The sequence below is a fragment of the Streptomyces sp. NPDC004051 genome (genome assembly GCF_053604275.1).
In genome coordinates this window covers 26964-51247 of the sequence record NZ_JBSGHG010000027.1, presented here as the reverse complement: position 1 = coordinate 51247, position 24284 = coordinate 26964, and the positions used below count along the sequence as shown (strand labels likewise).

The 24284-nt window shown below is 67.8% G+C and carries 17 protein-coding genes and 2 pseudogenes; 8 read left to right on the top strand and 11 right to left on the bottom strand.

All coding sequences use genetic code 11. The features are described from left to right. Nucleotides 1-22: 22 nt before the first annotated feature. The 5 genes from ACWEQO_RS24635 to ngcE all read right to left on the bottom strand — a co-directional run bounded on the left by ACWEQO_RS24635 (nucleotide 23) and on the right by ngcE (nucleotide 6140). Entirely contained in the window at nucleotides 23-1123 is a 1101-nt protein-coding gene (locus tag ACWEQO_RS24635) for a substrate-binding domain-containing protein (RefSeq protein WP_361461651.1), read from the bottom strand. A gap of 133 nt (nucleotides 1124-1256) precedes the next feature. Next, nucleotides 1257-2468: an ROK family transcriptional regulator gene (locus tag ACWEQO_RS24630; RefSeq protein ID WP_361461621.1), complete on the bottom strand. Its 1212-nt coding sequence runs from the start codon at nucleotides 2466-2468 to the stop codon at nucleotides 1257-1259. Nucleotides 2469-2697: 229 nt separating this feature from the next. Next, a complete protein-coding gene (locus ACWEQO_RS24625; protein WP_361461619.1) occupies nucleotides 2698-3630 on the bottom strand; it encodes a carbohydrate ABC transporter permease in 933 nt (310 codons plus the stop codon). A gap of 4 nt (nucleotides 3631-3634) precedes the next feature. Next, nucleotides 3635-4561, bottom strand: coding sequence for a carbohydrate ABC transporter permease (locus tag ACWEQO_RS24620; protein ID WP_452985254.1), 927 nt, complete (start codon nucleotides 4559-4561; stop codon nucleotides 3635-3637). Between the two features lie 82 nt (nucleotides 4562-4643). Continuing rightward, complete coding sequence (ngcE, locus tag ACWEQO_RS24615; protein WP_361461613.1) at nucleotides 4644-6140, bottom strand: N-acetylglucosamine/diacetylchitobiose ABC transporter substrate-binding protein; 1497 nt, start codon at nucleotides 6138-6140, stop codon at nucleotides 4644-4646. 405 nt (nucleotides 6141-6545) lie between these two features. On the opposite strand from ngcE, the gene ACWEQO_RS24610 reads away from it, so the two are divergent. Next, nucleotides 6546-10361 carry a GH92 family glycosyl hydrolase gene (locus ACWEQO_RS24610; RefSeq protein WP_452985253.1) on the top strand — a complete coding sequence of 1272 codons (3816 nt, stop codon included), beginning with the start codon at nucleotides 6546-6548 and terminating at the stop codon, nucleotides 10359-10361. Nucleotides 10362-10658: 297 nt separating this feature from the next. Here the strand turns inward: ACWEQO_RS24610 and acnA are convergent, their stop codons facing one another. Further along, nucleotides 10659-13382 carry an aconitate hydratase AcnA gene (gene acnA, locus ACWEQO_RS24605; RefSeq protein ID WP_452985252.1) on the bottom strand — a complete coding sequence of 908 codons (2724 nt, stop codon included), beginning with the start codon at nucleotides 13380-13382 and terminating at the stop codon, nucleotides 10659-10661. Between the two features lie 389 nt (nucleotides 13383-13771). Here acnA and ACWEQO_RS24600 point away from each other — a divergent pair, with 389 nt between their 5' ends. The 4 genes from ACWEQO_RS24600 to ACWEQO_RS24585 all read left to right on the top strand — a co-directional run bounded on the left by ACWEQO_RS24600 (nucleotide 13772) and on the right by ACWEQO_RS24585 (nucleotide 17007). Then, nucleotides 13772-13972, top strand: coding sequence for a DUF4236 domain-containing protein (locus ACWEQO_RS24600; RefSeq protein WP_361461606.1), 201 nt, complete (start codon nucleotides 13772-13774; stop codon nucleotides 13970-13972). Nucleotides 13973-14054: 82 nt separating this feature from the next. After that, on the top strand, nucleotides 14055-15584 hold the full coding sequence (locus ACWEQO_RS24595; protein ID WP_361461603.1) for a helix-turn-helix domain-containing protein: 1530 nt from the start codon (nucleotides 14055-14057) through the stop codon (nucleotides 15582-15584). Between the two features lie 356 nt (nucleotides 15585-15940). Continuing rightward, nucleotides 15941-16333: a hypothetical protein gene (locus ACWEQO_RS24590; RefSeq protein ID WP_452985251.1), complete on the top strand. Its 393-nt coding sequence runs from the start codon at nucleotides 15941-15943 to the stop codon at nucleotides 16331-16333. Between the two features lie 5 nt (nucleotides 16334-16338). After that, complete coding sequence (locus ACWEQO_RS24585; protein WP_361453612.1) at nucleotides 16339-17007, top strand: nucleotidyl transferase AbiEii/AbiGii toxin family protein; 669 nt, start codon at nucleotides 16339-16341, stop codon at nucleotides 17005-17007. 32 nt (nucleotides 17008-17039) lie between these two features. Here ACWEQO_RS24585 and ACWEQO_RS24580 read toward each other — a convergent pair whose 3' ends face one another. The 5 genes and pseudogenes from ACWEQO_RS24580 to ACWEQO_RS24560 all read right to left on the bottom strand — a co-directional run bounded on the left by ACWEQO_RS24580 (nucleotide 17040) and on the right by ACWEQO_RS24560 (nucleotide 20112). Then, the gene (locus ACWEQO_RS24580) at nucleotides 17040-17363 is read right to left on the bottom strand and encodes an IS3 family transposase (RefSeq protein WP_452985250.1); all 324 of its coding nucleotides are present in this window, start codon (nucleotides 17361-17363) and stop codon (nucleotides 17040-17042) included. A gap of 16 nt (nucleotides 17364-17379) precedes the next feature. Then, nucleotides 17380-18054, bottom strand: a pseudogene (locus ACWEQO_RS24575) (IS3 family transposase); the annotation flags it as partial. A 268-nt stretch (nucleotides 18055-18322) separates the two neighbouring features. Continuing rightward, a complete protein-coding gene (locus tag ACWEQO_RS24570) occupies nucleotides 18323-19018 on the bottom strand; it encodes a hypothetical protein (protein ID WP_452985249.1) in 696 nt (231 codons plus the stop codon). Between the two features lie 165 nt (nucleotides 19019-19183). Next, nucleotides 19184-19543, bottom strand: a complete 360-nt coding sequence (locus ACWEQO_RS24565) for a hypothetical protein (protein ID WP_361453577.1) — start codon at nucleotides 19541-19543, stop codon at nucleotides 19184-19186. Then, complete coding sequence (locus tag ACWEQO_RS24560) at nucleotides 19540-20112, bottom strand: DUF6232 family protein (protein ID WP_361453574.1); 573 nt, start codon at nucleotides 20110-20112, stop codon at nucleotides 19540-19542. The genes ACWEQO_RS24565 and ACWEQO_RS24560 overlap by 4 nt, the downstream gene beginning before the upstream one ends. A gap of 679 nt (nucleotides 20113-20791) precedes the next feature. On the opposite strand from ACWEQO_RS24560, the pseudogene ACWEQO_RS24555 reads away from it, so the two are divergent. The 3 genes and pseudogenes from ACWEQO_RS24555 to ACWEQO_RS24545 all read left to right on the top strand — a co-directional run. Further along, nucleotides 20792-21013 (top strand): annotated as a pseudogene (locus ACWEQO_RS24555) (helix-turn-helix domain-containing protein); the annotation flags it as partial. A gap of 102 nt (nucleotides 21014-21115) precedes the next feature. Then, nucleotides 21116-23335 carry an ATP-binding protein gene (locus ACWEQO_RS24550; protein ID WP_452985272.1) on the top strand — a complete coding sequence of 740 codons (2220 nt, stop codon included), beginning with the start codon at nucleotides 21116-21118 and terminating at the stop codon, nucleotides 23333-23335. Nucleotides 23336-23904: 569 nt separating this feature from the next. Then, on the top strand, nucleotides 23905-24189 hold the full coding sequence (locus tag ACWEQO_RS24545; RefSeq protein WP_452985248.1) for a hypothetical protein: 285 nt from the start codon (nucleotides 23905-23907) through the stop codon (nucleotides 24187-24189). The last annotated feature ends 95 nt before the right edge of the window (nucleotides 24190-24284 follow it).

The following is a 24284-nucleotide window of genomic DNA, read 5'->3' as shown; positions in this document are numbered from 1 at the left end:
TCTCACGGGACTTCGGGACTGCTTACTTCAGACCGATCTTGTCGCAGGCGGCCTTGTACTTGCCCGTGCAGATCTCCTCGACGGTGTAGACACCGTCCTTGATCACGGTGTCGTTGATGTTCTCCTGGGTCAGCGACACGACCGGGACGAGCACGGCGGGAACACCCTTGGTGGTGGGGCTGTCGACCGTGTCCTTGGCGACGGAGTCGAGCGACTTGCCCTGGGCGAGCGCGACGGCCATCTCGGCGGCGGCCGCGGCCTCCGGGGCGTACGGCTTGTAGACGCTCATGAACTGCTCACCCGTCACGATGCGCTGCACGCCCGCGATCTCGGCGTCCTGGCCGGTGACCGGGACCTTGATGCCGGCGGCCTTCAGGGCGGTGATGATGCCGCCCGCCATGCCGTCGTTGGCGGAGTAGACGCCGACGATCTTGTCCTTGCCGAGGGCGGAGATGGCGCCCTCCATGTTGGCGTTGGCGTTCTCCGGCTTCCACTCCTTGGTGTCGTACTCGCGGCCGACCTTGACCTTGCCGTCGAGGGCGGCGTGCGCGCCCTCCTTGAACTGGGCGGCGTTCGGGTCGGTGGAGGAGCCGTTCATCATGACGATCTGGCCCTTCTTGGCCTTGTCGCCCAGCGCCTCGAGCAGGGCCTCGCCCTGCGTCTTGCCGACGGTCACGTTGTCGAACGAGGTGTAGGCGTCGATCGGGCCCTCGGCCAGGCGGTCGTAGGCCACGACCGGGATGCCGGCGTCCTTGGCCTTCTTCACCGAGCCGGCGATGGCCTTGGCGTCCACCGCGTCCAGGATCAGCACGTCGACCTTGTTGGTCACCATCGTGTCGACCTGCTGGTTCTGCAGGCTGGCGTCCTGCTTGGCGTTGGCGTAGACGACCTCGGCCTTGTTGTTCGTGAGCTCCTTGACCTTCTTCTCGATCAAGGGCTTGTCGAACTTCTCGTACCGCGCGGTCTGGTTCTCCGGCAGGAGCAGGCCGACCTTGATGTTGTCGCCCTTCTTGGCGGCGGACTCGGTCGACTCGCTCTTGTCACCGGACTCGGCGGCGCTGCCGCAGGCGGCGAGAGAGACGGCCATCGCACCGGCGGCAACGGCAACGGCGGCACGGCGCATACGCGTGTTCACTTCAGAAACCTCCCTGACGAGGCCGCGACGGTGCGGCCGAGGTGGCTGGAAGTCAACTCGGCCACACGTGCGACGTCAAGAAGTAAATCCTTAACGAGATGGCAACGGTGCCAATCGTTCTCTAAGTGAAGGCAGGGGAGGCCACGGTGAGGGAGCCGGTGGCCGTGCCGTCCAACAGGGTGGAATCGCCCATTTCACCCAACGCGAGGGCGAGCGCGCCGAGTACCTCCGCACGGCCCCCGAGCGCCCCGGGGAGGACGGAGAGTTGACGCGCCGCACTGGGGATCGCGTAGCGGCCGACGGACTCCCTTATCGGCGCGAGCACCAGCTCACCCGCCTCGGCGAGGTCACCGCCCAGCACGACCCTGCTCGGGTTCAGCAGGTTGCAGAGATTGGCGACCCCGCTGCCGATGTGACGGCCGACGTCGGCGATCACCCTACGACAGCCGGGATCGCCCTCGCGCGCCAGCCGTACGACGCCTTCCATCGTCAAGTCCGTGCCGTGGCTGGGCTGGAGCAGCGGAAGCACGTAGCGGGCCGCCGCGAACGTCTCCAGGCAGCCGCGGTTGCCGCACCGGCAGACCGGCCCCGACTCGTCGAGCGTGATGTGACCGATCTCGCCCGCCGTGCCGCCGGGTCCGCGGTAGATCTTCCCGTCGATCACCAGTCCGGCGCCGACACCGCTGGCGACCTTGATGTACGCGAGGTCGCGCACGCCCCGGCCGCTGCCCCAGACCATCTCGCCGAGGGCGCCGAGGTTCGCGTCGTTGTCCACGTGCACGGGCACGCCGAGCCGCCCCCGCAGCTCCTCGGCGGGCTTGGCGCCGGTCCAGCCGGGCAGGATCGCGGTCGAGCCCAGGGTGCCGGACTCCACGTCGATCGGGCCGGGCACGCCGAGGCCGATCCCGGCGACCTTCGCGGGGTCCACCCCGGTCGCCTCGATCAGCCGGCTGACCAGCTGTTCCGCCCGGTCGAAGCCCTGCGTCGAGGAGGCGTCCACGTCCAGCGGCTCGGACTCCTCGGCCAGCACCTGGTGGGCGAGGTTCCCGATGGCCACCCGTAGGTGGGCGTGCCCGAAGTCCACCCCGATGACGATCCCGGCGTCCCCGCTGAGCGAGACGCTGCGGGCCCGGCGGCCGCCCGCCGAAGTGGGCGTGACCTCGACCGTTCCGCCTTCCCTCAGCTCCCGGACGATGTTGGAGACCGTCGCCGCGGACAGGCCCGTCGTCCTCGCGATCTCGGCCTGGGTGAGGGAGCCGGCCAGCCGTACCGCTCGAACGACCCGTTCCAGATTGGCTCGGTGCAGCGACGACTGTGACCCCGGAGTCTCCACGACGACCTCCTGCGCGCGGGGCCGCTTCGATGAGACCCCATTCCGTGTCCAACTAGTGAACTCTAAGATGAGCTGTTCCGGTTGCCTTCCGTCAAGAGGTTGAACCGTTTCCGAGTACTTGCACACGTCGGCACCCGCCGCTCCCAGGGACGGGTACGGCGGGTGCGCGGGCAGGTTCAGAGGGTGACTTCAGAGGGTCCGCGGAAGATCCGGGGAAGAGCCCGGGGCCTCATTTCAGGGCGCCCGCGGTGAGGCCCTGCACGACCTGGCGCTGGAAGACGATGTACGCGGCGAGCACCGGGAGCATCGCCATCACGAGGCCGGCGAAGAGGCCGGACCAGTCCCCCTTGTAGCCCTGGCTGACGGCCAGTTGCACCAGGCCCTGGGTGAGGACGTGCTTGTCCTCGTCGGTGTTGAGCACGGTGGGCAGCATGTACTGGTTCCACTGGCCCAGGAAGTTGAAGATGCCCACGCTGATCAGGCCCGGCCTGGCCATCGGGAGCATGATCTGGAAGAACGTCCTGGTGTGCGAGGCCCCGTCCACGAACGCGGCCTCCGCCACGGTGCCGGGCAGGGTCCGGAAGAACGCGGTCAGGAAGAAGACCGTGAACGGCAGCGAGTACGCGATGTAGACCAGGATCAGCCCGTGGATCGTGTTCAGCAGGCCCATGTTGTCGACGACGTAGAACAGCGGGACCAGGGCGAGCATGACCGGGAAGCTCATGCCGCCGATGAACAGGTAGTAGACGAACCGGTTGCCGGGGAACTCGAAGCGGGCCAGCACATAGGCGGCCATCGAGCCGAGCACCAGCGTGCCGACGAGTGAACCGCCCACCACCAGGACGGTGTTGAGGAAGTATTCGCTCATGTGGGCCTGGGTCCAGGCCCGCGACCAGTTCTCGAAGTGGAGCCTGTCCGGCAGCGACCAGGGCGAGCCGAAGATGGCGGCGTCGTCCTTGAAGGAGGTCATCACCGCCCACAGCAGCGGCAGGGCCACCATGATCGCCCAGATCACCAGGACGCCGTGGGAGAAGACGTCGAGGACGCCGCCCGTCCTCTCCTCGCCGGGGGGCGCGCCGCCGGGGCTGCCGGTCTTGGTGAGCTCGGTGAGGGGGCCACCGGACTCGGCCGGCACCGGGGCGGGGGTCTCGGTCGTCTTCATCGGATCAGTACTCCAGCCGCTCGCGCCGTCCCAGCTTCATCACGAGGGCGGCGAAGGCCAGCGTGACGACGAGCAGGGCGACGCCGATGGTGGTGGCGTAGGCGGCCTGACCGTCGCGGAACGCCTTCTGGTACACGTACAGGACCATGACGGTGGTCGAGTAGTCGGGGCCGCCGGGACCGGTCGTCATGATGTGCACGACCGCGAACGATTCGGCGCCCAGGGCGAGGATGCCCATGTAGACCCAGCCGGACTGCACGGTGTCCCACAGCAGCGGCAGGGTGATGCGGAAGAAGGTGGTGATCCGGTCGGCGCCGTCGAGCAGCGCCGCCTCGTAGAGGTCCGTCGGGATGGAGGCCATACCGGCGGAGAAGAGGACCACGAAGAAGCCGACCGTGGACCAGACGACCACCGCCATCACGGCCCACAGGGCGAGATCCGGGTCGCCCAGCCAGAGCGGCTGGACGCCGTCGAGCCCGACCGCCCGCAGGAACGAGTTGATCGCACCGCTGTCCGGGTTGTACGCGAACGCGAACAGCAGGGCGACGATCGCGATCGACAGGACCTGCGGGAAGAAGTAGACGATCTTGTAGAACCCGGAGCCGCGGACCCCGGAGATCACCGGTCCGCCGCGGCGCCGCCGGCCGCCCACGTTGATCATGAAGGAGAGGAACAGCGCCAGCCCGATCGTCACCACCGGTACCAGCAGGGCGAACAGCAGGCTGTGCCGCAACGACTTCCAGAAGATGTCGTCGTCCAGCATGCGTGCGTAGTTGTCGAGCCCCACCATCGTGAAGTCGGGGCTCAGCCCGGTCCAGTCCGTGAACGAGTAGTAGATCGACTGGATGAACGGCCAGACGACGAAGAGCGCGTACAGCCCCAGGGGAACCGCCAGGAACCCCACGATGAACCGGTACTTGCCGTGCTGCATTGCTGGTGACCCCGTTCCACGCGCGGGCGCCGCCGAGGCCGGTCCGGCACGGGCGTGCGGGAGCGGCTCCGGCGGCGGATTCTCACTGGTGCTTGTAGTGCTTGATCGACGGGTCCTTGGCCGCCTCGTCGGCGAAGCCCTGGATCTTCTTGATGGTCTCGGCCGGGGTCGCGCGGCCGGCCATCATCTCGCCGAGCCCGGAGACGCCGATCTTCTCCTTCTGGAGCTGCACGTACCAGTCCTGGATGCGCGGGTTCACCACGTTCTCGCCGGCCTTGTCGAGCGCGGCGACACCGGCCTTCAGGCCCGGGGTGAGTTCGACGCCGTCGGTGCCGCCGTTGTACGCGGTCAGCGACTTCACCTTGCCGGTGAAGTTCTTCGAGGACGCCTCGCCGAGCATGATGCGCAGCTGCTCCATGCCGCCGGCGCCGTTCTTCGCCTTGGCGGGGACGACGAAGGGCTCGCCGCCGGAGGCCCAGATGGTGCCGAAGGGCAGCTTGTCGGAGGAGTCCAGTCCGGTGGGCGCGGAGACGGCCAGGTCGAAGTCGGCGGGGATGACCTTCGCCGACTCGTTCTCCACCCAGGAGCCGTTCGGGATGAACAGCGCCTTGCCCTGGGCCCAGGCGGTCTGCGACTGGACGTGGTCCAGGCCCGGGGTGCCCCTGAGGACGTAGCCCTTCTGCTGGAGCTCGTAGTAGGCCTCGAAGCACGCCTTGACGGCGGGGTGCTTCCAGGCGTTCGGCTCCAGGTTGTCGATGGCGTCGAGCACCTCGCGCCCGCCGACCTTGCCGATCATCGGGTAGAGCGAGAAGGGGAGGTAGTACGGGTACTTGCCCGCGTACGTCCAGCCCGCCATGCCCTTCTTCCTGGCCTTCGCGCAGACCGCGAGCATCTGGTCCCAGGTCTCGGGGTACTGCTCGTCGAGCGAGTCCAGGGCCTTCTGCGAGTACCAGACGCCGTAGACCGTGTAGGCGTAGTACAGGATCCAGACCTGCTCGCCGTCGAACTGGCCCATCTCCACGATGCCGGGGCGCAGCGTGTCGCGGACCTTCTTGGCCGGGTCGTCGTAGGAGGGGGCGTCCAGCAGCTCGGTGAGGTCGGCGAGCTGCTTCTTGCCGACCAGGACGCCCATGTCCATCTGCTCGGCGCCGGAGTTGTCGATGAGGTCGGGCGGGGTGCCCTGGTTGAACCGCGGCTGCAGGGTGGACTGGATCTTCTGGGTGGCGGAGAACTCGACCGTCGCCCCGGGGAACGCCTTCTCGTAGATCTTGACGGCGTCCTCGGCGTATTCCTTTCCGAAACCGCCGTCGAACAGGACGAATTCCATCTGCGCGGTCTCATTGACGCCGAGCGGGTTCTGCTCGGTCTTCTCGCCCGCCTCGGCCTTGCCCTGGTCCTTCCCGCCGCCGCTGGCGCACGCGGACAGGAAACCCATCGCGGGCACGGAGACCAGGCCGAGCGCCGCGGACCGCTTGATCAGATCACGGCGGCCGACTCCGGTGGTGCCGTGGCCGAAAATGCCGCGGGCTCGCGTGCCGCGGTCACGGGTGCCGTCGTTCTCGGCGGAAGTGGATCCCATGCTCAAGTCCTCGCCTTCTCCAGGACTCAGGCGGTGAACCGGATCCTTCCCGGCACCGCGTTCGGGTCAAGCTGGGTCGTGCAGGAAGTGCGGCCGGCGCCGACGGCACCGGTGGTACGGGAGGTCTGCTGTTCGAGGTGCTGTGAGAATGCCCCGAAGTGCCGACAGGTATAGTCCACTTCCCTCGGACGGAGCAAGATCGAATACAAGGTTCACCATCGGTCTTTTCCGAGTTGAGACCTGGCGGAAAAACGATCGGTCCTCGCTTTTCGCGGCGGAAGAATCCCTGCCCCCGGACGCGAATGCCGCAGCCAACACCCTTGACACCACTCGGCACTTGGCCCACTACTGGTGCTTGCGCAGCAGTTCTGACAACGTTGTCCAGCACAGGGAGGGTGCTCGCGCATGCAGCACGGAGTTCGGCACAGAGTTCGCCTCAGATGGGGTCCGGCGCTCGTCGCGACGACGGCCTTCGCCGTGGCAGCGGCCTCACCGGGCGTCGCGGTCGCCCTGCCCGGGGCCCCCGACCGGGCCGACCGGGAGTTCACCTCGTCGTTCGAGCCGGGGGAGCCCGCCCCCGACTGGCTGAACACGGTCGACACCGCACCGGGCGGCAAGAAACGCGCCTCGGGCGTGGACGGCGGCTTCAGCAGCGGCATACCGGGCAATGTCACCGACCACGTCACGGAGGTGCGCGCCAACTCGGAGCACACGGCCGCCGGGGAGGTGAAGGAGAACCTCGCCGACGGCGAGCCCGGCAGCAAGTGGCTGGCCTTCTCCTCCACCGGCTGGGTCGAGTTCGACCTGGACGCACCGGTCGAGGCGGTCCGGTACGCGCTCACCTCGGCCAACGACCACGCCGAACGCGACCCGCGGGACTGGACCCTGAAGGGGTCGGCCGACGGCGAGAACTGGAAGACCCTCGACACCCGTTCGGGCGAGACGTTCGCGGAGCGGTTCCAGACCAAGGTCTACGACCTGGACGCGTCGGCCGTCGCCGCGTACCGGCACTTCCGGCTGGAGATCACGAAGAACGGCGGGGCGGACGCGCTCCAGCTCGCCGACGTCCAGTTCTCCACCGGCGACACCGAGGAGCCCGCCCCGCAGGACATGCTCTCGCTGGTCGACCGCGGCCCGAGCGGCTCCCCGACGGCGAAGTCGGGCGCCGGATTCACCGGAAAGCGTGCCCTGCGCTACGCCGGACGGCACACCGCCGAGGGGCGGGCGTACTCGTACAACAAGGTGTTCGACGTCGATGTGGCGGTCGGCCGGGACACCCAACTGGCCTACCGCGTCTTCCCGTCCATGGCGGACGGCGACCTCGACTACGACGCCACCCACGTCTCCGTGGACCTGGTCTTCACCGACGGCTCCCGGTTGAGCGACCTGCGCGCCACCGACCAGCACGGCTTCCCGCTGACCCCGCGCGGACAGGGCGCCTCGAAGGTCCTGTACGTCAACCAGTGGAACAACGTGACCTCCCGGATCGGCTCGGTCGCGGCCGGCCGGACCGTCGACCGGATCCTGGTGGCGTACGACTCCCCCAAGGGCCCCGCCAAGTTCCGCGGCTGGCTGGACGACATCTCGCTGACCACGGTGAAACCCGAACGGCCCAAGGCCCACCTGTCCGACTACGCGGTGACGACCCGGGGCACCAACTCCAGCAGCGGCTTCTCCCGCGGCAACAACTTCCCGGCGACGGCCGTGCCGCACGGCTTCAACTTCTGGACCCCGGTGACCAACGCCGGCTCGCTGAGCTGGCTGTACGACTACGCGCGCGGCAACAACGCGGACAACCTCCCGACGCTCCAGGCGTTCAGCGCGAGCCATGAGCCGAGCCCCTGGATGGGCGACCGGCAGACCTTCCAGGTGCTGCCCTCCGCCGCGTCCGGCACCCCGGCCCTCGGCCGGGAGGAACGCGAACTGGCCTTCCGGCACGAGAACGAGACCGCGCGGCCGTACTACTACGGGGTGCGGTTCGAGAACGGCCAGAAGGCCGAGATCGCGCCGGCCGACCACGCGGCGGTCATGCGCTTCACCTACCCCGGCGACGACGCGAGCGTCCTGTTCGACAACGTCACCGACCAGGCCGGCCTGACCCTCGACAAGGAGAACGGCACCTTCACCGGCTACTCGGACGTCAAGTCCGGGCTGTCCACGGGCGCCACCCGGCTGTTCGTGTACGGCGAGTTCGACAAGAAGGTCACCGGCGGCGGCGCGAACGGCGTCAAGGGCCATCTGCGGTTCGACGCGGGCAAGGACCGCACGGTCACCCTGCGCCTGGCCACCTCCCTGATCAGCGTCGACCAGGCGAAGGACAACCTGCGCCAGGAGATCCCCGAGGGCCGCTCCTTCGAGGCGGTCAGGAAGAGCGCCCAGCGGCAGTGGGACCGGATCCTCGGCAAGGTCGAGGTCGAGGGCGCCACCCCGGACCAGCTGACCACGCTCTACTCCAGCCTGTACCGGCTGTACCTGTACCCGAACTCCGGCTTCGAGAAGGTCGACGGCACCTACAAGTACGCCTCGCCGTTCTCGAAGATGCCCGGCCCCGACACCCCGACGCACACCGGCGCGAAGATCGTCGAGGGCAAGGTGTACGTCAACAACGGCTTCTGGGACACCTACCGGACCACCTGGCCCGCCTACTCCTTCCTGACCCCCGCCAAGGCGGGTGAGCTGGTCGACGGGTTCGTGCAGCACTACAAGGACGGCGGCTGGACCTCCCGCTGGTCCTCCCCCGGCTACGCCGACCTGATGACCGGCACCTCCTCCGACGTGGCCTTCGCGGACGCCTACGTCAAGGGCGTCGGCTTCGACGCGGAAGCGGCGTACGACGCGGCGGTGAAGAACGCCACCGTGGTGCCCCCGTCGTCCGGTGTGGGCCGCAAGGGCATGGCGACCTCGCCGTTCCTCGGCTACACCGGCACCGAGACGCACGAGGGCCTCTCCTGGGCGCTGGAGGGCTACCTCAACGACTACGGCATCGCGAAGATGGGCGAGGCCCTGTACGAGAAGACCGGCGACAGGCGCTACCGGGAGGAGTCCGCGTACTTCCTGGACCGCGCCCGGGACTACGTCAACCTCTTCGACTCCGAGGCCGGCTTCTTCCAGGGGAGGAACACGAAGGGCGACTGGCGCGTCGAGTCCTCGAAGTACGACCCGCGGGTCTGGGGGTACGACTACACCGAGACGAACGGCTGGGGCTACGCCTTCACCGCCCCGCAGGACAGCCGCGGCCTGGCCAACCTCTACGGCGGGCGGGGCGGCCTCGCGGACAAGCTCGACGAGTACCTGGCCACCCCGGAGACGGCCTCCCCGGAGTTCAAGGGCTCCTACGGCGGGGTCATCCACGAGATGACCGAGGCGCGGGACGTCCGGATGGGCATGTACGGGCACTCCAACCAGGTCGCCCACCACGCCCTGTACATGTACGACGCGGCCGGGCAGCCCTGGAAGACCCAGAAGAACGTCCGTGAGGTGCTCTCCCGGCTCTACACCGGCAGCGAGATCGGGCAGGGGTACCACGGCGACGAGGACAACGGCGAGCAGTCGGCCTGGTACCTGTTCTCCTCGCTCGGCTTCTACCCGCTGGTGATGGGCAGCGGCGAGTACGCCATCGGCTCCCCGCTGTTCACGAAGGCGACCGTCCACCTGGAGAACGGGCGCGAGCTGGTCGTCAAGGCGCCGAAGAACAGCGCGAAGAACGTCTACGTGCAGGGTCTGAAGGTCAACGGCAAGCGCTGGAACTCCACTTCGCTCCCCCACGCGCTGATCGCGAAGGGCGGCGTCCTGGAGTTCGACATGGGTCCGCGGCCGTCCTCGTGGGGCACCGGCAAGGACGCGGCGCCGGTGTCGATCACCCGGGACGACAAGGTGCCCGCGCCCCGCAGGGACGTGCTGAAGGGCGAGGGCGCCCTGTTCGACGACACGTCGGCGACCGGCGCCACGGTGTCCGCGGTCGACCTGCCGGTGCCCGGGCGGACGAAGGCGGTGCAGTACACGCTGACGTCCTCGGACGCCGCGAAGGCGCCCACGGGCTGGGTGCTGCAGGGGTCTTCGGACGGCCGGACCTGGAAGGACCTGGACGAGCGGGCGGACGAGTCCTTCCGCTGGGACCGCCAGACGCGGGCCTTCTCGGTCGACGAACCGAAGGCCTACGACCGCTACCGGCTGGTCCTCACCGGTGAGTCGACGCTGACGGAGGTGGAACTCCTGAGCTGAGCACCCCTTGAGGCGGGTTCGGGCCTGGCCCGAACCCGCCTTTCCCTTGTGCCGACAAGCGCCCCGCTGCGATTACGGGTCGTGCGCATGGGTGCGTGGGGGGGGCGAGCGGAACGGGAGCGCACCTGCGGCGGGTTCCGGTCCGCCGAAAACATGGGAGCGCTCCCATCCCGCTCGTCAGGGACGGTAGCGCCGTACGCTCCGGTTGTAAACGGCTGACGCAGCGAGGGCCGCATCCCCGACGGACGGAGATGCGGCCCTCGACTGCCTTGCGCTACCGCTTACTCGCCGATCAGGTCACTTGCTGATCAGGCTGCGCAGCACGTACTGCAGGATGCCGCCGTTGCGGTAGTAGTCCGCCTCGCCGGGGGTGTCGATGCGGACGACACCGTCGAACTCGACGCCGGTGTCGGTGGTGACCTTCACCGTGCCGGGGATGGAACCGTCGTTGAGCTCGGTGACGCCGGTGATGGAGAAGGTCTCCTCGCCGGTCAGGCCGAGCGTCTCGGCGGTGTGGCCCTCCGGGAACTGGAGCGGCAGCACGCCCATGCCGATGAGGTTCGAGCGGTGGATGCGCTCGTACGACTCGGCGATGACGGCCTTGACGCCGAGCAGCGCGGTGCCCTTGGCGGCCCAGTCGCGGGACGAACCGGAGCCGTACTCCTTGCCGGCCAGGACGACCAGCGGGACGCCCTGCTCGATGTAGTTGCGGGAGGCGTCGTAGATGAACGACACCGGACCGCCGTCCTGGGTGAAGTCGCGGGTGTAGCCGCCCTCGGTGCCCGGCGCGATCTGGTTGCGCAGGCGGATGTTGGCGAACGTGCCGCGGATCATGACCTCGTGGTTGCCGCGGCGGGAGCCGTAGCTGTTGAAGTCGCGGCGCTCGACGCCGTGCTCCGTGAGGTACTTGCCGGCCGGGGTGTCGGCCTTGATGGCGCCGGCCGGGGAGATGTGGTCGGTGGTGACCGAGTCGCCCAGCTTGGCGAGGACGCGGGCGCCGGCGATGTCCTCGACCGGGGCCGGCTCCATGCCCATGCCCTCGAAGTACGGGGGCTTGCGGACGTAGGTGGACTCGGCGTCCCACTCGAAGGTGTCGCCGGTCGGGATCGGCAGCGCCTGCCACTGGGCGTCACCGGCGAAGACGTCGGCGTAGGACTTGGAGAACATGTCCTCGCCGATGGTGTTGGCGACGACGTCGTTGACCTCGGCCTCGGTCGGCCAGATGTCCTTGAGGAAGACCGGGTTGCCGTCCTGGTCCAGGCCCAGGGACTCGCGGGTGATGTCCACCTTCATCGAACCGGCGAGGGCGTAGGCCACGACCAGCGGCGGGGACGCCAGGTAGTTCATCTTGACGTCGGGGTTGATCCGGCCCTCGAAGTTGCGGTTGCCGGAGAGCACCGAGGTGACGGCGAGGTCGTGCTCGTTGACCGCCTTGGAGACCTCCTCCGGCAGCGGGCCGGAGTTGCCGATGCAGGTGGTGCAGCCGTAGCCGACGAGGTTGAAGCCGACCTTGTCGAGGTAGGGGGTCAGGCCCGCCTTGTCGAAGTAGTCGGTGACGACCTTGGAGCCCGGGGCGAGGGTGGTCTTGACCCACGGCTTGCGGGTCAGGCCCTTCTCGACCGCCTTCTTGGCCACCAGGGCGGCGGCGACCATGACGTACGGGTTGGAGGTGTTGGTGCAGGAGGTGATCGCGGCGACGGTGACGTGGCCGTGGTCGAGCTCGTACTCCGTGCCGTCGGCCGCGGTGACCTTCACCTTGGCGCTGGGCGCGCCGTTGGAGATGGCCGGCGCGTCGGAGGCCGGGAAGGACTCCTTGCTGGCCTCGTCGACGTCGCCGCCGTCCTTGACGTAGTTGCGCACGTCCTGGGCGAACTGGGCCTTCGCGTCGGCGAGGACGATGCGGTCCTGCGGGCGCTTCGGGCCGGCGATGGAGGGCACGACCGTGGCAAGGTCCAGCTCGAGCTTCTCGGAGAAGTCCGGCTCGGCCTTCGGGTCCAGCCAGAGGCCCTGCTCCTTGGCGTACGCCTCGACGAGCGCGACCTGCTGGTCGCTGCGGCCGGTCAGGCGCAGGTAGTTCAGCGTCTCGCCGTCGATCGGGAAGATGGCGGCGGTGGAGCCGAACTCCGGCGACATGTTGCCGATGGTGGCGCGGTTGGCCAGGCTCGTCGCGGCGACGCCCTCGCCGTAGAACTCGACGAACTTGCCGACGACGCCGTGCTTGCGCAGCATCTCGGTGATGGTCAGCACCAGGTCGGTGGCGGTGGTGCCGGGCTTGAGCTCACCGGTCAGCTTGAAGCCGACGACGCGCGGGATCAGCATGGAGACCGGCTGGCCGAGCATGGCGGCCTCGGCCTCGATGCCGCCGACGCCCCAGCCGAGGACGCCGAGGCCGTTGACCATGGTGGTGTGCGAGTCGGTGCCGACCAGGGTGTCGGGGTAGGCCTTGCCGTCACGGGTCATGACGACGCGGGCCAGGTGCTCGATGTTCACCTGGTGGACGATGCCGGTGCCGGGCGGGACGACCTTGAACTCGTCGAAGGCGGTCTGGCCCCAGCGCAGGAACTGGTAGCGCTCCTTGTTGCGGCCGTACTCCAGGTCGACGTTCACCTTGAAGGCGTCGCTGGTGCCGAACTTGTCGGCGATGACGGAGTGGTCGATGACCAGCTCGGCCGGGGCCAGCGGGTTGATCTTCGCCGGGTCGCCGCCGAGCTCCTTGACGGCCTCGCGCATGGTGGCGAGGTCCACGACGCAGGGGACACCGGTGAAGTCCTGCATGATCACACGGGCGGGGGTGTACTGGATCTCCTGCGACGGCTGGGCCTGGGAGTCCCAGGAGCCGAGCGCGCGGATGTGGTCGGCGGTGATGTTCGCGCCGTCCTCGGTACGGAGCAGGTTCTCCAGCAGCACCTTCAGGCTGTAGGGAAGGCGTGCGGAGCCCTCGACCTTGTCCAGCCGGAAGATCTCGTACGACTCGTCGCCCACCTGCAGCGTGCTGCGGGCGTCGAAGCTGTTCGCCGACACGACAGTCTCCTTCATTGATGTACGCGTACCACCACACCGCAAACCGTGTGCGGCTACCGCCGCGTGGTGCCGCCACCCACGTCTCGACCGATCCGCTAAGGTAAGGCTAAGTTAGGTACCCCTTACCAGGGCGACGGCTGCGGTGCACCTCGGCAGATATCTCGATGTCGAGATAACTCTAGTACACCGCGGCCGAATGGTCATGCGTGGGCCCGCTCACGGCATCCGGACGCCGCCTTCCCGGGTACCCCGTTCCCGACCCTCTCCTCATCCCCGACCCCTTCCCCGGCCCCGCCATCACCGGACCCGGACGGGGTAGACGCACGGGAAGGACATCGCGAACCCGGCGTCGTGAACCCGACGCCACCGACCCGGCGAGGGAGACGAGGATGCCGCTCACGTTCCGCAAGAGCTTCAGGATCTTCCCGGGGGTGCGCCTGAACATCAACAAGCGCTCCTGGTCCATCACCACCGGCGGGGGGCGCGGCCCGCGCCACACCGTGAGCAGCACGGGACGTCGTACGACATCGGTGGATTTGCCCGGACCTTTCGGATGGCGGCGCACGCGCAGCACCCGCCACACCAGGTAATATTGACGTCTTATCACCCGAATGGACCCACCCAAGGGCCCCCTGGGAGGCGCCATCTCATATCTGAGATAGCCTCAGCCTCATGTCAGACGACTACCTCGTACGCATCGGTAAGCTCATCCGTGACGCCCGGCAGCACCGCGGCTGGACGCAGGCGCAACTGGCGGAGGCTCTCGGTACCAGCCAGAGCGCTGTCAACCGCATCGAGCGCGGCAATCAGAACATCAGCCTTGAGATGATCGCCCGCATCGGCGAAGCACTCGACAGTGAGATCGTCTCTCTGGGCTACGCCGGCCCCATGCATCTGCGGGTCGTCGGCGGCCGCCGCCTCTCGGGCGCCATCGATGTGAAGACGAGCAAGAACGCGTGCGTGGCACTGCTGTGCGCCTCCCTGCTCAACCGGGGCCGCACGGTGCTGCGCCGCGTCGCCCGCATCGAGGAGGTGTACCGCCTCCTCGAGGTGCTGGGCTCCATCGGCGTCCGCACCCGGTGGATCAACGACGGCGTCGACCTGGAGATCGTGCCGCCCGCCACGCTGGACCTGGACTCCATCGACGCGGACGCGGCCCGCCGCACCCGCTCGATCATCATGTTCCTCGGCCCGCTGCTGCACCGCCAGGACCGCTTCATGCTGCCGTACGCGGGCGGCTGCGACCTCGGCACCCGCACCGTCGAGCCGCACATGATCGCGCTGCGCCGGTTCGGCCTGGAGATCGCCGCGACCGAGGGCCAGTACCACGCGGTGGTGGACCGCACCGTGCACCCGGACCGGCCGATCGTGCTGACCGAACGCGGGGACACGGTCACCGAGAACGCGCTGCTGGCCGCCGCCCGGCACGACGGCGTCACCGTCATCCGCAACGCCTCCTCCAACTACATGGTCCAGGACCTGTGCTTCTTCCTGGAGGCCCTGGGCGTCAAGGTCGAGGGCATCGGCACCACCACGCTCACCGTGCACGGCATGCACACCATCGACGTCGACGTGGACTACTCCCCCTCCGAGGACCCGGTCGAGGCGATGAGCCTGCTCGCCGCGGCCGTCGTCACCGAGTCCGAGCTGACGGTGCGCCGGGTGCCGATCGAGTTCCTGGAGATCGAGCTCGCGGTCCTGGAGGAGATGGGCCTCGACCACGACCGCAGCCCCGAGTACGTCGCCGACAACGGCCGCACCCGGCTGGTCGATCTCACCGTCCGGCCCTCCAAGCTGGAGGCGCCGATCGACAAGATCCACCCGATGCCGTTCCCGGGCCTGAACATCGACAACGTCCCGTTCTTCGCGGCGATCGCGGCGGTCGCGCAGGGCCAGACCCTCATCCACGACTGGGTCTACGACAACCGCGCCATCTACCTGACCGACCTCAACCGCCTCGGCGGCCGCCTCCAACTCCTGGACCCCCACCGCGTCCTGGTCGAGGGCCCCACCCGCTGGCGCGCCGCCGAGATGATGTGCCCCCCGGCCCTGCGCCCCGCCGTGGTCGTGCTCCTGGCGATGATGGCCGCCGAGGGAACCTCGGTGCTCCGCAACGTCTACGTCATCAACCGCGGTTACGAGGACCTGGCGGAGCGACTGAACTCGGTCGGGGCACAGATCGAGATCTTCCGGGACATCTGAAGGTCTTCGGAAAAGACGCCGCCACACCCCTTCTACCTGCATGAACGCGAGGCAAGAGGGGGCGTGGCGGCACCTCTGGGACTTTTCTGGGACTTTTGGCCGGAACCGAAGGCTTCATCTTGTGGGCCGGAGCGAGTCCGGGGGGAGGGCCAGGGCAGGACCTTTCCCCGGCTCACTGCCCCGCGTGCAAGCGTCCAGAGCGTCAGACGAGCGTCATGACCGACAGCCCATGCCTCTGGCCGAGGCAGAACACGCTGCCACAGCCATGCTCACTCGGCACGGGCCCACGCTGCTCGCTCCAGACGCCGGCTCGCCCAACATGGCCCGCACCACATCCCGGCCGTCATAATGGAGTCATGTCCTCCAGCCCACAGCACCCCGCCCCCGCGCCGACGGACCTCTCTGGCACGGACGTCGAGGACCTCGCGCTGTACCGGGAGAAGTTCCGGCGGCGTCTGCCGGAGTCGCTGGACGAGTTGCGCGGCCCGACCCAAGGGGTCGTGGAGCTGCCGCTGCACGTGGCCTGGTCCGGGATGACGTCGTACGACCTGGGCAAGCCGCGCCAGCGCATGGGCCTGTACCGCACCGTCCTGCACGAGGGCCTGCGCGACGACCTGCCCCGCTACCTCAACCAGGACCTGCTCCTCCAGCTGTGGCCGGTGCTGCGCACCCTCGTCGGCCGCACCGTGCGCACCGTGTGGGAAGACGCCTTCCCCCAGCTCACCTCCCGCACCCGGGCAGCCGCGTGACGGACATGCCGGAGCTGCACACGCGGCTTCTGGCGGATGTGATCGCGCTCGGTTCCCCGTATCCCCTGGTCCTCACCGGCGGATACGCCGTGCGGGCGCATCGCCTCGTGAGCCGCCCCAGCCAGGACCTCGATGTGGCCACCGAGAACCCGGCGCCCATGGCCGACATCGCCGGCACGCTCCGCGCCGGCCTGGAAGCCCGCGGCTGGAAGGTGCACGCGCTGGAAATTGCTCCGCTGTCCGCCCGCTTCACTGTGTCCGATCCGGCCACCGGGCAGGACTGCGAGGTCGACATCCTCAAAGAGATCTTCTGGCGACCGGTCGCCCAGAGTCCGTACGGGCCCGTCCTCGCGGAGGAGGACGTGATCGGGACCAAGGTCCGCGCCCTCGCCGACCGTGGAGCGCCCCGCGACCTGATCGACGTGTTCGCAGCCTCCCGCCGCTGGACCAATGCCGACCTCGAAGAGTTCGGCCGCCGCCACGCCCGCGGCCGCTTCGAACACGAGGATCTGCAATCGAACCTCACAGGCGCCGAGTGGACCGACGACGAAGCCTTCGCCGCCTACGGGCTCGATGACGCCACCATCACCGCACTCCGCTCTTGGGCCGTGGAGTGGGCCGACGACCTCGCGACCCGTCTCCTCGAAGAGGCCGATGATCCGGACATCGAGTAATCACGTCCGGGTCAGATCGCATCTGCAAGCAATCAGCCTCGATCCACCGCGTAGCGGACGGGCTGTGAACTGAGGTTCCCCCGTCGCTCGGGAGGGGCTGGCCAGCTGGTCGGAGCGGGTCGGCGGGGTTGCAGGTTCGCTCGTTCGGCCGCTGTCTGCTCGGCGTAGTGCTTCTCTTCGAACTCGACGGGGCTGAGGTAGCCGAGGTGTTTCTGGATGCGCCGGCTGTTGTAGAACCCGTCGATGTACTCGAAGAGCGCGAGGTTCGCCTCGGCCCGGGTGGCGAAGGTGCGGCCGTGGAGGCCCTCGGTCTTGATCAGCATCCACAGGCTCTCCGCCAGGGCGTTGACAGTCATACGAGTCCCCGATGGAGCCCATGGATGCCTCAACTTTTGTCCGTAACAAGCGTTTTGTCAGCTTCACGGACGTGTACTGGCAGCCGTGGTCCGCATGGTGAATCAGTCGGCCGGGTTCGACGTTCCGGGACGCGAGGGCGTACTCGAGCGCGGTCAGGACGAGGCCGGCGTCCGCGTGGGCGGAGGTCTCCCAGGCCACCACCCGGCGTGAAAACGCGTCCCTGATTGCCGACAGCCACAAGGGTCCCTCCCCCGTAGGGATCATGGTGAGGTCGGTGACCCACAGCCGGTTCGGCCTGCTGGCGGTGAAGTCGCGCTGCACCAGGTCCGGTGCGAGTTCGGCATCCCGGTCGCAGCGGGTGAACCCCTTGGTCTTGCGGGGGCTGACGCCGGCGACACCGGCTTCGCGCATGAGCCGTTCGACTCTCCCTCGCCGGCGGGGGCACCCCCAGCGGCCGACGTGGACACCCTCGCGCTTGAGGACGGCGTGCACCCGGGGCGAGCCGTAGATGCCACCGGAGTCGGTGTGGATCTGCTGGATCCGCCCGGTCAGCTCGGTGTCCCGGCGGCGCCGTTCACACGACTCCCTCTCCGACCGGATCCACCGCCAGTAGGTGGAGGAGGGGATGTGCAGTTCCCGGAGGGTGGGCTCGACCTCCAGGTGTGGGTGCTCGTCGAAGAGCGCCGTCACCTGGACCGGGTCGGGTCGAGCTGTGCCGCGAAAAAACCCGCCCGACGGCCAGCCATTTCGCCCACCAGCCGATGACCGCCTTCAGTGACACCCCGAGCACCGCCGCCACGTTCTCACGGTCCCGCCCCGCCACCAACGCGGCCACCGCCCGCAATCGTGGGGCCTCCTGCGCCGACGGCGACAGATGCCGCGCGTCCCCACCGTCGCTCACACCCACCCAACGACCCAGCACTAAACTGTTTCTGATCAATACGGGCAAAACGCATGCCTACTTTGGCGGCCACTTGCAGTGTGTGGCGACATCGCATGTATTGGCAAGAATCCAATCCATGAACTCCGATTTGGTGTCGCCGTAGTCTTCGGAAAGGTTGATCTCCAGAATTCCAACGCCTCCCTTGGTCGCCGGGAAGGCGAGAACGCCGACGAGTCCGGTCCTGGCGCCGTCCCGCAATTCCCCTTTGACGAAGTAGGAATCCCTCTTCGCCACCTTCACGGAACCCGACGCGGTTTCCTTGTAGTCGGCCTCAGAAGAGGTGTCCCCGGCCTGAGCGCGAATTGCCGTGCGCGCCGTCTCGGCCAGGGTGACCCGGCTCGGAGAGTTCGCGGTTCGGATCACCCCTACCGGATCGATGAAGCTGTCGTGGTTGTATTCGCTTTTACTGACCCATTCGAGAGTTCCGCCGGCGGTCTCTCTCTTCTCCCAGGTTTCCGGGATCGGAAGGGCGATGCCGCGCCTCTCGTCCGCGGCGTAGGTAATTTTTACGGCGCGCTGCGATGCCGTGCTGTCCGGGCCCTGGGGCCCGAAGGCGGGAAGGCCGAACTTCGCGATGGACGCGACGAAGAACAGTACAATCGCTGCAGCGATGATGACGGCACCGACCGCGAAACATCCCGCGCCGTCACCACCTGTCGACTGCCCGCTCCCGGCCCTTCTTCTGTCATGGTCTTTGAGCGCTCTTTCCACTGCCCACTCGACGTCGAGTTCGTCGAGGGGGCGAGGCTTTCGCCGCAGAGGGTCTCCTTTTCGGATGGCTTGGGATCTGGGCACCGGCGTGTTGCGCCGGCCAAGGTTGTGGCTCCTGCGGGAGCGAAGGCGTCCGGCGCCGTTCGCACTGAGGAGGGCGGCGAGCTACTGCGTCCCTACCAGCTCGAGGACCTTGTTCACGGCGTCGAACACCGGCTGGCCGATCGCTCCGACCGTCGTGGCGATTCCGGAAATCATCATCAATGCCCGGTAGCGCTCCTGAGGCTGAACGTCGCCGTCTGCGCCGATGCTCGGCAGAACGTCATCGATTGCCTGCGCGCTCGGGGCGGGTACCTGATCGCGCAGTTCCGTGAGCAACGGGAGCAACTCGTGCAGTGCGTCCAGTACGGATGGTGCAAGTGTGGCCGTATTGTCAGGCGCTGCTTGCTGCTTGACGATGCCCCGATTGTTCCGCCCGCCGCGCATGCTGACGTTGTCGCCAAAGTAGTAGTTGTTCGCACTCATGCCGCCACTCCCACGTTTCCTGTGCCGCCGTACATGTTGACGCTGTCTCCGAAGTGATAGTTGCGTGGATTGATGGCCAGGGTTTCCACCGTGACCTGGAATTCCGTCTCGGGATTCTCCATCGCGTGGATGACGCAGCCGGCCAACTGGGGCAGATATTGAGGATTGCTGCTGGTGACGAGTGCGGTGGACGGCCCGGAGGTCTCGATCGCCAGCACGAAACGGGCGGGTGCGGTTGCCACGGTGATCATGTTCACGAAGAAGTAGACCCCCAGGCCGAACCCGGCGAGCCACACGAATGCGATGATTCCGAACCCGCTGTCGCTGCCGCCCATCCCGGACAAGAATGCGGCTGGCGGTAAGGCGAGTAAGGTCAGGGCCACCACGATGGCTGCCGTGGCCGCCGCCCTCGTCACGAACTGCGTTACGGCCTCTTGGCGCTTGGGCCGGATTGTGTATGTATGGACGCGCGTAATGTTGCGCATGGGGTAGGCGGCATTTCCGACCCATACGAGACGCCGGCCGACACGCAAATCGATGCTGCCGGAAAAGCCGGTGAAGTTGCCCATCGCAGGAGGTGATGTCGGGGGAGGCGGGGCAGTCGGCGCAGCGGGTGACTCGGTTGGCTCCATTGATTCTCCTGGATGGTCCGTATTCGGTTCGAGGGTCCGGCGGTCAACCGCCCCGACCGGCGCATTGAAGCGCCGTGCGTCAGTGCGGAACTTTGAGATGGGCGGCAGGACGTTCATGGCCGACGACAGTGCGCCGACAAGGAGGACGAAGGGGTGATGAACAGGTCTGTCATGGGTGACGCGCTCTCGCCTGGTTGAGGGCGCAGGGGCTGTCGGCGTGGGCAGGTGTACAGGTGCGATGAGGGCGGCTCGCGAACTTCCGGGCGAAACCTCAGCCGCACATGACAAGGACGCCGGTGCCTGCCGCGTCAGATATTCATTTTCGGATGCTCTGCTCCTGGTCCTGTGGTCGTCTGTGTTCTTGGCCGGTCTCCTTCGTCAGTCCTACGGTTTCGAACGGATCGGCGAAGTGGTCGCCCCGGCGCGGCGTTTCACCTTCAAGGAGGCTCTGAATGCTTCACAGGCGGAGGCGAAGCGGTCGATCGCACCCTGATGCCGATTCCGGCGGCGGTCCGGTCGACTACGAGGATCCACGTCGGCGGAGATGTTCGCCACGGTGGATGGGCAGGCATAATCAATCAATCAGCGATCTGAACTACCGGAGGGGCAGGAGAAGTTGGCGCGACGGCCTGGACGCCGCGAGCGAGGGATCGATGCGGAGGGCGGCCCGCTGGAGCGTTTCGCGCTTGAGCTGCGTGAACTGCGCCAAGCGGCAGGACTCACGTATGCGCAGATGTCCGCCGCGGCCCACTTCGGCGCCAGCACCCTGTCGCAGGCCGCCGCCGGGCACCGGCTTCCCAGCCGGGACGTGCTCCTCGCCTACGTTCATGCATGCGGCGGGGACCCGGGGCCATGGGAACGGCGCTGGGTACGCGTACGCCATGAGCTGGACGGGCTCCAAGCGGAACCGGCCGCAGGCGGTCAGCCCGGGTGCGAGCAGGTGGATACCACCAGCTTCATCGGCCGGGAACGCGAACTCGACCTCGGCGTGGCGCTGTTGCTGCACAATCGTCTGGTCACGCTGGTCGGAGTGGGAGGCGTGGGTAAGACCCGATTGGCCAGGCGGATCGCCCGGGAGGTCGGCAATCGGTTCGCCGACGGCACGTACTGTGTGGAACTCGCCGATCTCGGCCACGGCGACGACGTCGCCGACGCGGTGGCGGCTGCCTTCGGTGTGCAGCCCGGGTCGGGACAGCAACCGCTGCGCGAGCTTGCTTCGGCGCTGAAACACCGCAGCGTGCTGCTCCTGCTGGACAATTGCGAACATCTCCTGCACTCGAGCGCTCACACCGCTGGAGCGCTGCTGGCCCAGCTGCCGTTGATGCGGATCCTCGCCACCAGCCGGCAGCCGCTCGACATCGGGCCCGAGCACGTGCTGCGGGTGAACCCGCTCGGCCTTCCCGAACTGCCCAATCCACACTCACATGAGGCCGACGCCACGGAATCGGATTCCCGGGCCTCACCCGCTGTCGCCCTGTTCGCCGACCGGGCCGAGGCCGCCTCGCCCGGCTTCCGGGTGACCGAGGCGAACCGGCAGGACGTTGCAGGAGTGTGCCGGAGGCTGGACGGCCTGCCCCTCGCCCTGGAGATCGCCGCGCGCCGACTGCGCACACTGACCCCTGGTGAACTGCTCGAACGGCTCGACCAGCGGTTCCACCTGCTGGGCCCCGGAGGCCACGATCGCACGGCGCATCCTCGCCACCACGCGCTACGCGCCCTCTTCGACTGGAGCTACGAGTTGTGCACCCCCATGGAGCGAACGGCCTGGCAACAGCTGTCGTTGTGCTCCGGCGGGGTCCTGCTGACCGACGCCGAATCGCTGTGCGCGCGTGGTGAGGAAGGCGGAACACCAAAAGCCGAGGGCCGCACGCCCGGTCCGGCGTCCGACGACGTCTATGAGGCACTGGCAGGGCTGGTGGACAAGTCCCTGCTTACCCGGGTCGTAGCGGACGGACACACCCGCCTTCACATGCTGGAGACCGTTCGCGCCTACGGGCAGGAACGACTCAGGGAGAACGATCGGATGCTGGACGCGTTGCGTTGCCATCGCGCCTGGTACCTCGGCCTCGCTGCGCAGGCGGGGGCCGCCTACGGCACCTCCGAGCAGGCCGCCTGGCTGCGCCGCTTGCGAGCCGAGCATCCGAACCTGCGTCAGATCGTCGCCGCTCCACCTCCGCAAGGGGAACCCGCGGAGATCGTGCTGCGGGGGTCCCTCGGCTTCTGGCTGCACTGCCTGACCTCGGGAAACGTGGGGGAGGGGGCACGGTGGATGCGAAAGCTCATGGACTGGTACCCGCAGGCACCTTCCCCCGGGGCAGCCGCCGTCTGGTGCCGAGCCGTATGGGTGGCCGGCTTCATCTTCCTCATTCACGGTGACCGGGGTCGAGCCGACGAGATGATCCTGCGGGCCGAACAGGCACTCCGTGAAGACTTGTTCGTCGACCGTGCCACCAGCGACCGGCCGGAGCACCGCGCGGTCTATGTCGAACTGACGGCCGCTTTCTTGCAGTTGCGCAGTCTGGCGGCACTGCTTGCCGAGGAGATCGAGGACACGACACGGTACGCGTTGGCCTCGCTGGCGATCGGAACCTTGCGCACGGCGCTCCTGACGCGGCAGCAGTGCATCGCCCAACTCGGTTTCTCCGCTGTCATCCGGGGCGACCACGACCGCTCCACGGCCCTGCTCGAACGCGCCCTGGCTCTGTCCGAGGAACAGGGGGACGTGTGGCACCGCTGTTACCTACTGTGGGGTCTGGCCGTCGACCGCGGCGAGGCGGGGCGTCCGCACGAGGCCCTCGAGCTGCTCCGGCGTACGTTTCGCCACACCTGGGAAATCGACGAACGCCTGGGGGAGGCCACGCTCGCCGAGACCCTTGCCTGGGTACTCGCCTTCTCCGGTGACGCCCATTCAGCGGCAGTCGTCCTCGGCGCCGTGGACCGGGTGTGGTCTCCGTCCGGCGCCCCTCGGCTCTTCGGTTTCGCCCTCATGTCGTCCTACCGTGAACGAGGTCTTCGGCACGCTCGTACGTCATTGGGCGAGACCGAGTACGCACTCGCCTACTCCACAGGCCGACGCCTGGGCCTACGCAATGCGCTGGAGAAGACGTTTTCGAAGGTCTCCTGGCCTGATCAGCCCGCGACGCCTCAGCTTGATCTTTAACCTCCGGCCGTCGAACGAGTCTCGTACGCGTTCACCTGGCCGGGTATTCGCCGTATGTCAGGACGGCCTTCGCCCGATCCTGTGTTCCGGATCAAGAAACACACGGGACCAGCACGAAGGCCGTGGACATGAGTGTGCGGCAACGAGACGCCGAGCGGGATGCGTTCGCCTGGGCGTCACACTTTCGGGACATCTGACGTGCGGAGGCCGCCGCACCCTGCCTGACCCGCTGAGAAAGGGTCGTACGCAGGTGCGGCGGCATCTGTGAGACTTCTCTGGGACTTTGAGGTCGGAACGATCGCACCGGCCGTCGCAGCCAGGGGCGGTTGCACTTGGCCTCGATGCCCCCTGTTGCCCTTGCTGCCCCATGGGGTGAAGTCGGCGTCACCGTGTCATACCGCACCACAGCGGCACCTGACGGCAAGCCGCTCGGCGTGACCACTGCCTACGACAACAGAACTGGCTGACACGCTGTGCGCCGCGGTGGCGAAGAGGACGGACCTTCCGCCACCGCGGTATCCGGCGGCGTACCGGTCCGTACGCCTCACCCAAGGACGGTGTCCCCTGACATGCAGCCCACCGACTCACCCGACGCCCTCCTGAGTGCCACCACCAGGTGCATCGCATGCCGAGTAGCGGGGGAAAAAGGACCCGCCACGGCACTGAGGTCAGTACTCGAACTGATCGACAACGATGAGGCGGAGCTGGCCCTGGACGATCTGGCACGGGTGATCGAATACTTCCGCATCCCCATCCTCCGAAGGGAATACGATCAGCTCGTCACAGCAGCGACCCGACTGAATTCGCTGGACTCGCTCCTCGAAACCGGCATCGAACGACTTGCCGGCGCATGAAGAAGTCTTGGGGCCGCGCCTGACCATCGCACTCGTTCCGCTGCGACCACACCCGTGTGCCCTGGCCCGTCCGCGGCCTCGGCGACCGCTCCGTC

Coding starts and splice junctions, on each gene's coding strand:
- ACWEQO_RS24625 (WP_361461619.1), bottom strand. CDS start 3,630: ATGAAGACGACCGAGACCCCCGCCCCGGTGCCGGCCGAGTCCGGTGGC.
- ACWEQO_RS24620 (WP_452985254.1), bottom strand. CDS start 4,561: ATGCAGCACGGCAAGTACCGGTTCATCGTGGGGTTCCTGGCGGTTCCC.
- ACWEQO_RS24585 (WP_361453612.1), top strand. CDS start 16,339: ATGCCGGAGCTGCACACGCGGCTTCTGGCGGATGTGATCGCGCTCGGT.
- ACWEQO_RS24635 (WP_361461651.1), bottom strand. CDS start 1,123: ATGCGCCGTGCCGCCGTTGCCGTTGCCGCCGGTGCGATGGCCGTCTCT.
- ACWEQO_RS24610 (WP_452985253.1), top strand. CDS start 6,546: ATGCAGCACGGAGTTCGGCACAGAGTTCGCCTCAGATGGGGTCCGGCG.
- ACWEQO_RS24600 (WP_361461606.1), top strand. CDS start 13,772: ATGCCGCTCACGTTCCGCAAGAGCTTCAGGATCTTCCCGGGGGTGCGC.
- ngcE (WP_361461613.1), bottom strand. CDS start 6,140: ATGGGATCCACTTCCGCCGAGAACGACGGCACCCGTGACCGCGGCACG.
- ACWEQO_RS24565 (WP_361453577.1), bottom strand. CDS start 19,543: ATGAGTGCGAACAACTACTACTTTGGCGACAACGTCAGCATGCGCGGC.
- ACWEQO_RS24545 (WP_452985248.1), top strand. CDS start 23,905: ATGCAGCCCACCGACTCACCCGACGCCCTCCTGAGTGCCACCACCAGG.
- ACWEQO_RS24560 (WP_361453574.1), bottom strand. CDS start 20,112: ATGGGCAACTTCACCGGCTTTTCCGGCAGCATCGATTTGCGTGTCGGC.
- ACWEQO_RS24590 (WP_452985251.1), top strand. CDS start 15,941: ATGTCCTCCAGCCCACAGCACCCCGCCCCCGCGCCGACGGACCTCTCT.
- ACWEQO_RS24580 (WP_452985250.1), bottom strand. CDS start 17,363: ATGACTGTCAACGCCCTGGCGGAGAGCCTGTGGATGCTGATCAAGACC.
- ACWEQO_RS24595 (WP_361461603.1), top strand. CDS start 14,055: ATGTCAGACGACTACCTCGTACGCATCGGTAAGCTCATCCGTGACGCC.